At 64.6% G+C, this 548-nt stretch carries 1 protein-coding gene; it reads right to left on the bottom strand.

Annotated elements, in window-relative coordinates:
• Positions 1-548: Na+/H+ antiporter NhaA (locus tag BFL43_RS00040; RefSeq protein WP_206186580.1), on the bottom strand; the 548-nt coding region annotated here is incomplete at both ends.

The raw sequence follows: 548 nt of genomic DNA, 5'->3' as shown, positions 1-548 counted from the left end.
TCGTCGTCGCGTTCTTCATCCTCGCAGATGTTGCGGTAGTGCCGATTTCGAGCGCGCAGCAGAATCGAGGCAAGCACAGCGGCCAGCAGCGACCCGGTCAGCACACCGATCTTGACGTGGTCGTCCCGCTCCGAACCCATCCCGTAAGCGAGATCTCCGATCAACAGGGACACGGTGAACCCGATACCGGCGAGCAGCGATATACCGACGACATCGATCCACCGGACACTGGAATCGAGCGATGCACGCGTCACAGCCGACAACAGTCGGGTGGTGCCGAAGATGCCCACGGCCTTCCCGACGACCAATCCACAGACGATGCCCACAGCGATGGGGTCGGTCAGCGCGTCGGTCAACCCTTGGAAACCACCGACGGTCACCCCGGCGGCGAAGAACGCAAAAACAGGGACCGCGAACCCCGCGGAGATAGGCCGGATGCGGTGTTCGAAATGCTCGGCCAGGCCCGGCCCGGCATCGGGGCCGCCGGCGGCTTTACTGCGCAGCACCGGAACGGTGAAGCCGAGGAGAACTCCGGCGACCGTCGCGTG

Source organism: Williamsia sp. 1135, from assembly GCF_002095395.1.
In the GTDB taxonomy this organism is placed as follows: Bacteria; Actinomycetota; Actinomycetes; order Mycobacteriales; family Mycobacteriaceae; genus Williamsia.
This window is presented reverse-complemented; position numbering and strand designations above follow the sequence as displayed.